Source organism: Streptomyces sp. NPDC052496, from assembly GCF_040679095.1.
Taxonomy (GTDB): Bacteria; Actinomycetota; Actinomycetes; order Streptomycetales; family Streptomycetaceae; genus Streptomyces.
This window is the reverse complement of sequence record NZ_JBFAUH010000020.1, coordinates 160,085-171,268: the sequence shown is the minus strand read 5'-3', so window position 1 is coordinate 171,268 and position 11,184 is coordinate 160,085. Positions and strand designations below refer to the sequence as shown.

Genomic DNA, 11,184 nt, shown 5'->3' with positions numbered 1-11,184 from the left:
GGCTACTTTCCCCATTCCGTTTCGAGCTGGTCGATGTCGTCCTGCGTCAGGGAGACGAGGTCGAGGTCCGACGGCGTACGGCCGCCCGCGTCCGCCTCGGCGGCACACGCCGCCAGGGTCTCGGCGGCCCGGAACCACGCCTGGCCGAGCCGCCGCATGTCGGCCTCGGAGACCAGCGCCGGATCCCAGGCCCAGTGCGCCGTCAGCCGGGGGCCGTCGTCGGTGTCCACGGTGACGGCGTCGAGGTCGACCAGGTGGGTGCGTACACCTTCGGGCGGCCGGTCGTCACCGGTGGCGCTCCATGCGGTGGCGGTCCGGCGCTCGTCCGCGGCGGGGACGCGGCCGAGGTAGTTGAACAGCAGCGGCGGTTCGGCGAGCCCGGCCAGGGCCGGGGCGGTCCGCGCGTTCAGGTGGCGGAGCAGCCCGTGGCCGATGCCGTGTGCGGGCACTTCCCTGAGCTGTTCCTTGACGTGTTTGAGTACGGCTCCCGGGTCGGCGGTGCCGGTACGGCCCCCGGCCTGCGTGCTGCCCGGGCCGAGCCGGACCGGGTGGACGCTGGTGAACCAGCCGACCGTACGGGACAGATCGGTGCCGGGCGCGAGACCGGCCTCGCGGCCGTGCCGTTCGAGGTCGACCAGGACGGTGCCGGGCCGGCCGCGCCAGTCGGCGACCGCGAGCACCAGCGCGGCGAGCAGCACCTCGGTGACCTCGGCGTGGAAGGCGGCCGGCACGGTGGTGAGCAGGGCCGCCGACGTGTCGGGCGCCAGGGTCATGCTCAGCGTCCCGGACCCGCCCGGTCCGGTGGGCACCGCGGGCAGCAACGGCGCGACGGGTGCGCCGGTCCGTTGCCACAGCGGCAGTTCGGCGGTCCGGGCGGGGTCGTGGGCGGCCTGGCGCAGCAGTTCGGCCCAGCGGCGGAAGGACGTACGGACCGGTGGCAGGGCCGGGGTGGTGCCGGCCTTGACCGCCTCGCAGGCGAAGGCCAGGTCGTCGAGGAGGATGCGCCAGGAGGCACTGTCCACGCAGAGGTGGTGCGCGGCGAGGAAGAGCCGGCCGGGCCGGTGCGAGTCCGCGTCGAACCACACGGCTTGCAGGACGGCGCCGGAGCGCGGGTCGAGGCGGCCGGTCGCGGCGGCGCACTGCTCCCGGACGATCACCGCCGTGATCTGCTCGGCCGGCCCGGGCAGCCGTACCGTCCGCAGCAGACCCGCCGCCTGTACGGCGCCCGGCGGCCGGACGTGCAGCGTGTCGTCGGGGCCGAGGCGCAGCCGCAGGGCGCCGTGGTGGTCCAGGACGGCCTGCAGAGCGGCGGTCAGTTCCGCGACGGTCAGGCCGGTGGGCGTCCAGACCATGACGGTCTGATGCAGCGGTCCGGCCAGGGCCTGCCGGTCGGCGAGCTGCCGCATGACCGGGGTGAGGGGTACGGGCCCGTCGCTGTCGTCGTGCCGTGTCTCCTCCTCCGTGACGGGCCGGGCGGCGAGGGCCAGGGCCTCCGGGGTCTTGTGCTGGAAGACGTCGGTCGCGCTGATCCGGTAGCCGGCCCGGGCCGCGCGGGCGACGAGTTGCAGGGAGATGATGCTGTCGCCGCCGAGTTCGAAGAAGTTCGCGTCCGCGCCGATGGTGGGGGGCGGGACGTGCGGGGCGGCGGGGGCGGCCGGGGCCGCCGGAGTGTCGGGGTGCGGGATGTCGGGTCGGGGGACGTCGGGGCGCGGGACGAGCGGGCCCAGGGCGTCCGGACGCGGGACGAGCGGGGGCCGGACGGGCGGGACGGGACGCGCGTCCGGGGCCGCCGGGTTCGGGGCCGCGTCCGTCACGGCCGTCGCAGCCGTCGCCTCGGTCGCCTCCGCCGTGTCCGTCCTGGGCGCCTCTGTCGTGGCGGCCGCCCGGGTCTCCGCCGTCACCAGCCCCAGCACCTCCGCGAAGAAGCGGCAGAACAGCTCCTCCAGCGGTGTGCGGGGCGCCCGTCCGGCGGAGGCCGCCGTGTAGTCGGGGGCGGGCAGCGCGGCCCGGTCGACCTTGCCGTTGGCCGTGATGGGCAGGGCGTCGAGGGTGACGACGGCGCCGGGGATCATGTAGTCCGGCAGCCGGCCGGCGGCGAAGTCCCGTACTCCGGAGGCGTCGCCCACGACGTAGGCGACCAGCCGTTTGTCGCCGGGCCGGTCCTCGCGCACGACGACCGCCGCCTGCTCCACCCCCGGGCACTGCCCGAGGACGGACTCGACCTCGGCCGGCTCGATCCGGAAACCCCGCACCTTGACCTGGTCGTCGGCGCGGCCCAGGAAGACCAGGCGCCCGTCCCGGTCCCAGCGCACCAGGTCGCCGGTCCGGTACATCCGCCCGCCCCCGTACGGGCACGCCACGAACCGCTCCGCGGTCAGCGCCGCCCGCCCCAGGTAACCGTGCGCGACACCGCGTCCGGCCACGTACAGCTCACCCGCCACGTCCGTGGGCACCGGCCGCAGCAGCGTGTCGAGGACGAAGACCCGTACGCCGTCGCGCGGCCCGCCGATCGGGAGCACCGCCGGTGCCGGCGTGCCGGGTGCGACGAGGTGGGTGGTGGCGCAGAGGGTGGTCTCCGTCGGCCCGTACAGGTGGTGGACGGCGACGCCGGGGCAGGCGTCGGTGACGCGGGCGACGGCTTCGGCGGGCACCACGTCGCCGCCGGTCAGGACGTGCCGCAGGCCCGCGAAGCACTCGGGCGTCTCCTGCGCCAGCACCCGGAACAGCCCGGCCGTGACGTGCACGGCCGTCAGCGCGTATTCGCCGGCCAGCCGGGCCACCGTCTCGCCGTCCAGGTCCAGCGGCGGCGCGACGACCACGCGGCCGCCGTTGAGCAGCGGCACCCACAGCTCCAGGGTGGACGCGTCGAAGGTGTGCGGCGCGTGGAACAGGACGCGTCCGGTGGCGATGCCGTCCCAGCAGGGGTCGAGGGCGAGCGCGGTGACGTTCGCGTGGGTCGCGAGGACGCCCTTGGGCGTCCCGGTCGAGCCGGAGGTGTACATCACGTACAGCCCGGAGTCCGGCGCCACCCGCGCGGGCGGCGGGACGGCCGGGAAGTACCGCAGGGCCTCGGTCACTTCGGAACGCGTCATGACCAGGACGGGGGCGGCGTCCTCCAGCAGAAGCCGTACCCGGTCGACCGGGTACGCCGTGTCGACCGGTACGGCCACCGCGCCCGCCTTGGCGATGCCGACCAGCACGGCGACCAGCTCCGCCGAGCGGTCCAGCAGTACCGCCACCCGGTCGCCGGCGGTGACGCCCTCCGCGTGCAGGTACTGGGCGAACCGGTCGGCCCGCGCGTCCAGTTCCCGGTAGGTCAGCGTGCCGTCGGCGGACTCCACGGCCACCTCGTCGCCGTACCGCGCGACGGCCCGTCCGAAGCACCGCGGCACGGTCTCGTCCCGGGTCTCCGCACGGTGCGGTGGCGCGGCCGCCGCGGCCCGGGTCCGCTCGTCCTCGCCGAGCACGTCCACCGCCCCGGCCCGTACGGCGGGGTCCGCTGTGACCTGGTCGAGCACCCGCAGCAGCCGGGCCACCAGGCGCTGTGCCGTGGCGTGGTCGAAGAGGTCGGTGGCGAACTCCAGGTAGCAGTCCAGGCCCGCGGCGGCGCCGTCGGCGTCCCGGCGCTCCCACATCAGGACCGACAGGTCGAACTTCGAGGTGGACATCTCCACCGGGATCAGCCGGGACTCCAGGCCCGGAACGTCGAAGTGCGTCTCGGGTGCGTTCTGGAGGGCGAAGGCGACCTGGAAGAGCGGGTGCCGGGCCAGCGAGCGGACCGGGTTCAGCACTTCCACCAGGTGCTCGAAGGGCAGGTCCTGGTGGGCGTACGCGGCGAGGTCGGTCTCCCGTACGCGGCCGACCAGTTCGGTGAAGGACGGGTTGCCGCTGACGTCCGTACGCAGCACCAGCGTGTTGAGGAAGTTGCCGACCAGCTGGTCCACGGCCTCGTCCGTGCGGCCCGCGACGGGCGTGCCGAGCGGGATGTCCTCGCCGGCGCCGAGCCGCGAGAGGAGCACCACGACGGCGGCCTGCGCCACCATGAACAGCGTGGCGTCGCACTCGCGCGCGATCTCCGCCAGGCGCCGGTGCGCGGCGGCGTCCACCGCGAAGGGCAGGAACGCCCCCCGGTGGGTCGCCACCGGCGGGCGGGGCCGGTCGAAGGGCAGTTTCAGGTGTTCCGGCAGCCCCGCGAGGGTCTCGGACCAGAATGCGGCCTGCCGGGCGAAGAGGCCGTTCTCGGTGTGCTGGGTGAGCAGGTCGCGTTGCCAGAGGGTGAAGTCGGCGTACTGGACGGCCGGGGGCGCCCAGCCGGGCGCGCGGCCTTCGGTGCGGGCCGCGTAGGCGGTCGCGAGGTCGTCGGCCAGGACGCCCATGGACCAGCCGTCGGCGGCAATGTGGTGCACCACGATCAGCAGCACGTGGTCGGCCGGCGTCACCTCGAACAGCGTGACGCGCCAGGGGAGTTCGCGCTCGATCCGGAAGCCCTGCGCGACGCCGGCGGCCAGCGCCGCCGCCACGCCGTCCGCCTCGATCCCGACGGTGGTGAGGTGTACGGGCGCCTGCGCCGCGTCCAGGACGTCCTGGCGGGCGCCTCCGCCGTGTTCGGGGTAGCGGGTGCGCAGCGTCTCGTGGCGGGCCACGACGTCGCCCCAGGCCGCCTCCAGCGCCGCGACGTCCAGCGCGCCGGTCAGCCGCACGGCCAGGGGGATGTTGTTGGTCGCGCTGGGCCCCTCCAGGCTGTGCAGGAACCACATGCGCTGCTGCCCGAACGACAGCGGCAGCGGGTCGGGCCGGTCCACCGGTACGAGCACCGGCCGCACCGCCTCGAACTCGTCCAGCCGCCCCGCCAGTCCCGCGACCGTGGGCGCCTCGAACAGCGCCCGCACCGAGATCTCCGCGCCCAGCGCCCCCTTGACCCGGCTCGCCAGCCGGGTGGCGAGCAGCGAGTCCCCGCCCAGGTCGAAGAAGCCGTCGTCGATGCCGACCCGGGCCGGGTCCAGGCCCAGCACCTCGGCGAACAGCCGGCCCAGGATCTGCTCCTGCGGTGTGCGGGGCGCGCGGCCCGGCGACCCTGCCGTCGCGTGGTCGGGGGCGGGCAGCAGGGCCCGGTCGACCTTTCCGTTGGCCGTCAGCGGCAGCTCGTCCAGGACGACCGTGGCCGACGGGATCATGTAGTCCGGCAGCCGTTCGGCCGCGAACTCCCGTAGGGCGGGGGCGTCCCCGACGACGTAGGCGACCAGGCGCTTGTCGCCCGGCTGGTCCTCCCGTACGAACGCCGCGACCTGCGCGACACCGGGGCACTGCCCGAGGACGGCTTCGACCTCGGCCAGTTCGATCCGGAAGCCCCGGATCTTCACCTGGTCGTCGGCGCGGCCCAGGAAGACCAGACGGCCGTCCCGGTCCCAGCGCACCAGGTCACCGGTCCGGTACATCCGCCCGCCCCCGTACGGGCACGCCACGAACCGCTCCGCGGTCAGCGCCGCCCGCCCCAGGTACCCGTGCGCGACACCACGTCCGGCCACGTACAGCTCCCCCGCGACACCCACCGGAACCGGCCGCAGAAAGGTATCCAGGACGAAGACCCGCAGCCCGTCCCGAGGAGAGCCGATCGGCAGCACCTGCGGCACCTTCGCCCCCGGTGCGATGACGAACGTGGTGGCGCACAGCGTGGTCTCCGTCGGCCCGTACATGTGGCGGATCTCGACGCCGGGGCACGCCTCGGCGACCCGGGCGACCGCTTCGGAGGGCACCACGTCGCCGCCGGCCAGGACGTGCCGCAGGCCCGCGAAGCACTCGGGCGTCTCCTGCGCCAGCACCCGGAACAGGCCGGCGGTCACATGGACGGCCGTCAGCCCGTGCTCGCCCACCAGGCGGGCCAGGACCGTGCCGTCCAGGTCCACCGTCTCGGGTGCCACGACCACACGTCCGCCGTTCAGCAGCGGCACCCACAGTTCGAACGTCGAGGCGTCGAAGGCGTGCGGGGCGTGGAACAGGACACGGCCCGTGCCGATGTCACCCCAGCAGGAGTCCAGCGCCAGCCCCGCGACGCCCCCGTGGGTGGCCACCACGCCCTTGGGCACCCCTGTCGACCCGGAGGTGTACATCACGTAGAGGGGCGATTCCGGCGTCACCGCCACCGGCAGTGGCGTGGTGGCGAAGTGGCCCGCGGCGGCTTCGCGCACCTCCCGCTCCCCCACCACCAGCACCGGAGCCGCATCCGCCAGCAGCCACCGCACCCGCTCCGCCGGATAGGACAGATCCACCGGTACGAAGACGGCGCCCGCCTTGGCGATGCCCAGCAGGACGACGACGAGCTCCGCCGAGCGGGGCAGCGTCACACCCACCCGGTCGCCGGGGGTCACGCCCTTGGAATGCAGGTACCGGGCGAAACGGTCGGCGCGCGCGTCCAGTTCGCCGTACGTCAGCGAGATGGCGCCCGCCGTCACGGCGGTGTCGGCGCGGGACCGCAGCACGGTGGCGTCGAACAGGTCGAGGAGGGTGCGGTCGCCGGCGTCCGCCGCTCCGACGTTGACGCCGGTGACGAGCCGGTGGCGCTCCTCGGGAGCCAGCAGTTCGACCTCGCCGGCCCGCAGCCCCGGGTCGCCGGCGACCTGGTCGAGCACCGCGAGCAGTCGGGTGACCAGGCTCCGCACGCCGTCCGGGTCGAAGAGGTCGGTGGCGAACTCCAGGTAGCCGTCGAGGCCGGCGCCGCCGGGCCGCTCCCCCAGGCCGAAGACCAGGTCGAACTCGACCGTGGCGGGCGGCACCGGGACCGGTGCCGCGCAGAGTCCCGGCAGGTCCCAGGCGGGGTTCAGCTCGTCCTCCATCACCAGCAGCACCTGGAAGAGCGGGTGCCGGGCGGTCGACCGGACGGGCTTCAGCGCCTCCACCAGGTGCTCGAACGGGAGGCCCTGGTGGGCGTACGCGGCGAGGTCGGCGTCCCGGGCCCGCGCGACCAGCTCGGTGAAGGCCGGGTCGCCCCCGGCGTCGGTGCGCAGCACCAGGGTGTTGAGGAAGAACCCGACGACGCCCTCCAGGGACTCGTCGGTGCGGTCGGTGACGGGCGTGCCGAGCGGGATGTCGTCACCCGCGCCGAGCCGTGACAGCAGCAGCACGACCGCGGCCTGCGCGACCGTGAACAGTGTGGTGTCGCACTCGCGGGCGACGGCGCTCAGCCGCTGGTGCACCCGGGCGTCGACGGTGAACGGCAGGACGGCGCCGCGGTGGCTGGCCGTGGCCGGGCGGGGCCGGTCGGTGGGCAGCTCGATCTGGTCCGGCAGGCCGGCCAGTGCCTCGGTCCAGTGGGCGAGCTGGGTGTCGAGCAGGCCGTTGCCGCTGTCGAGGAGCGCGTGCTGCCAGAGGGTGAAGTCGGCGTACTGGACGGGCAGCGGCGCCCAGTCGGGCGCGCGGCCCAGGCTCCGCGCCGTGTAGGCCGTGGAGAGGTCGCGGGCGAGGATTCCCATCGATCCGCCGTCGGCGGCGATGTGGTGCACGACGACCAGGAGGACGTGGGCATCGGCGGAGAGTGCGAACAGGGTCGCCCGCCGGGGCGGTGCCGTGTCGAGCGCGAACCGGCGCCCGATGTGCTCGGCCAGCACGGTGTCCAGCGCGTCGTCGGTGGTGGGGACGACCGGGAGTTCCGGGGCGTCCGGGCCGGTCGGGTCCGCGTCCAGCACCAGTTGGTGCGGTACGCCGTCGCGCTCGGGGAAGACCGTGCGCAGCGGTTCGTGGCGGGCGATCACGTCGGCCCAGGCGGCGCGCAGCGCGGGCCGGTCCAGGCTGCCGGTCAGCCGGACGGCCATCGCCATGTTGTAGGCGCCGCTGGTGTCCTCCAGCCGGTTGGCGAACCACATGCGCTGCTGCCCGAACGACAGCGGCAGCACCTCCGGCCGCTGCGCCGCGACCACGCGCGGGCGCCCGGCGCCCAGCTCGTGCAGCCGCCCGGCCAGGCCCGCGACCGTGGGCGACTCGAACATCACGGTCATGGGGATCTCGACGCCGAGGGCGGTACGGGCCCGGCTGGTCAGCCGCATGGCGAGCAGGGAGTCGCCGCCCAGGTCGAAGAACCGGTCGTCGACACCGACCCGGTCCAGGCCGAGGACCTCGGCGAACAGCCGGCACAGGAGCTGTTCCTGCGGGGTGCGCGGCGGCCGGTCCGAGGTGGCCGCCGCGTGGTCGGGGGCGGGCAGCGCGGCCCGGTCGACCTTGCCGTTGGCCGTCAGCGGCAGGGTGTCCAGGGGGACGACGGTGCCGGGGACCATGTAGTCCGGCAGGCGCTCGGCGGCGAAGTCCCGTACGTCGGAGGTGTCGCCGACGACGTAGGCGACGAGGCGCTTGTCGCCGGGGCGGTCCTCGCGGACGACGACGGCGGCCTGCTCCACGCCGGGGGCGCGCGCGAGGACGGACTCGACCTCGGCCGGCTCGATCCGGAAACCTCGGACCTTTACCTGGTCGTCGGCGCGGCGCAGGAACACCAGGCGGCCGTGGCGGTCCCACCGTACGAGGTCGCCGGTGCGGTACATCCGTCCGCCGCCGTACGGGCAGGCGACGAAACGTTCCGCGGTACGCGCGGGCCGGTTCAAGTAGCCGGGCGCCACACCCCCGCCCGCGACGTACAGCTCACCGGTGACACCGGCCGGAACGGGGCGCAGCGCCCGGTCCAGGACGAAGACCCGTACGCCGTCGCGCGGCCCGCCGATCGGGAGCACCGCCGGTGCCCGCGTACCCGGGGGGACGGTGTACGTGGTGGCGCACAGGGTGATCTCGGTCGGCCCGTACAGGTGGTGCAGCGTGGCGTCCGGGCACGCTGCGGCGACCCGGGCGACGGCTTCGGCGGGCACCACGTCGCCACCGGTCAGGACGTGCCGCAGGCCCGCGAAGCACTCCGGGGTCTCCTGCGCCAGCACCCGGAACAGCCCGGCCGTGACGTGCACCGCCGTCAGCGCGTACGCAGCGGTCAGCCGGGCCAGGGCGCTGCCGGTCAGGTCCGTCTCCGGCGCCACCACGACGCAGCCGCCGTTGAGCAGCGGTACCCACAGTTCGAACGTCGAGGCGTCGAAGGCGTGCGGCGCGTGGAAGAGGACGCGCCCGGTGCCGATGTCGTCCCAGCACGTGTCGCGGGCGAGGGCCGCGACGTTGCCGTGGGTGGCGGTCACGCCCTTGGGCACGCCCGTCGAACCGGAGGTGTACATCACGTACAGGCCCGACCGGGGCGACACCCGGACCGGGAGCGGCGCGGCCGAGAAGTCGCGCAGGGTGTCCTCCCGCGTCGCTTCCTCCCCGCTGACGACCAGCGTGGGGGCCGAGTCCTCCAGGAGGTGGCGCACCCGCTCGGCCGGGTAGGACGGGTCCACCGGCACGGCCAGCGCACCGGCCTTGGCGATGCCGAGGAGCGCGACGACCAGCCCGGCGGAGCGGGGCAGCACGACGCCGACGCGGTGGCCCGGTGCCACTCCCCCGGCGTGCAGGTACCGGGCGAACCGGTTCGCCCGGGCGTCGAGGTCCGCGTACGTGAGGCTGTCCGCGTCGGAGACGACCGCGGCCGCGTCCGGGAAGCGGGCGGCGATCTCCGCGAACCGGGCCGGGACGGTCGTGTCCGGGGCGGCCGGCCGGCCGGTGTTCACCTCGGTGAGCAGCCGCTCCTCCTCACCGTCGAGCAGGACACCGACCTCGCCGGTCCGCAGCGCCGGGTCCGCCGTGACCCGGGCGAGGAGCGCGGTGAGCCGGGCGGCCAGCAGGGTGGCCGTCTCCCGGTCGAAGAGCTCCGCGTTGTGCCAGAGCCCGCCGTCGATGCCGCGGGGCCGCCCGTCGGCGTCATGGCGTTCGGCCAGGTTGAGGTAGAGGTCGAAGAGGCCGAACGTCAGGTCGTCGCGCCCGGCCTCGATGCCGACCCGCTCCGGTACGGCGGTCAGGCCCGGCAGGTCCCAGGCGGAGCCGGGCGAGTCCTCCAGCACCAGCAGCACCTGGAACAGGGGGTGGCGGGCCAGCGAGCGGTCCGGGTTCAGCACCCCGACGAGGTGTTCGAAGGGCAGGTCCTGGTGTGCCTCGGCGGTGAGCTCCGTGGCACGGACCCGGCGTACCAGTTCGGTGAAGGCGGGGTTGCCGGTGAGGTTCGTCCGCAGGACCAGGGTGTTGGCGACGAAGCCCACGAGTCCGTCGAGCCTCTTGTCGGTGCGCCCGTCGGCCGGGGAGCCGATGGGGATGTCGTCGCCCGCGCCCAGCCGCGAGAGCAGGACGGCGAGGGCGGCCCGCACCACCATCAGCGGGGTGGCGTCGCAGTCGTCCGCGATCTTCAGGAGCGCCCGGTGGGTGTCCGGCGGGATATGGACCGGCACCGAACTCCCCTCGTGCCGGGGCTCGGCGGGGCGCGGCCGGTCACAGGGCAGGTCCAGCTGGGCGGGCAGGCCCACCAGGGCCTGGCGCCAGTAGGCGAGCTGCCGCCCGTACACACTCTCCGGGTCACCCTCCTCTCCGAGGAGTTCCTGCTGCCGCCGGGCGAAGTCGGTGTACGCGACGGGCAGCGGCGGCCAGTCCGGTGCCCGGCCCTGCGACCGGGCGGCGTACGCCCGCGACAGGTCCCGGGCCAGGATTTCCAGCGACCGGCCGTCGACGGCTATGTGGTGCACCACGAGCAGCAGGACGTGCTCGCGCGGGGACAGGGCGTACAGCGTCGCCCGGCACGGCGGTTCGGTCCGCAGGTCGAATGCCCGGCCCGCCTCGGCGGCGAGAGCCGGGGCCAGTTCCGCTTCGGTGACGGCGTGGTTCCCGAGCCCGGCCGGCGGTTCGTCGCGTACCTCCTGCCACGTCTCCCCGTCCGCCTCGCGGAAGACCGTACGCAGGGCTTCGTGCCGCTCGACGACGTCGGCCCAGGCCGCCTCCAGCGCCGGCCGGACCAGCCCGCCGACGAGCCGGACCGCCATGGCCATCGTGTACGCGGTGCCCGCGTTCTCCAGCCTGTTGACGAACCACATCCGCTGCTGACCGAACGACAACGGAATCCCCGTCGGTTCCGTCCGGTCACCGCGGTTATTCCCGTTTCCACGCACGCCGAGCTCCCCCCGTGAATTACAACGCCGCGCGGCCACACCGTTATCCGGGGCGCGCGGCGGCAGCTCTTGCGGCGAACATACCCGTAACGCGGCGGACCCGCGCAGTGTCCAGACAGCGGAATATTGACGTCCA

Annotated in this window: 1 protein-coding gene; it reads right to left on the bottom strand. The window is 74.7% G+C overall.

The features are described from left to right. Positions 1-2: 2 nt before the first annotated feature. Positions 3-10,994, bottom strand: coding sequence for an amino acid adenylation domain-containing protein (locus AB0L45_RS25935; protein ID WP_365843867.1), 10,992 nt, complete (start codon positions 10,992-10,994; stop codon positions 3-5). Between the last annotated feature and the right edge of the window lie 190 nt (positions 10,995-11,184).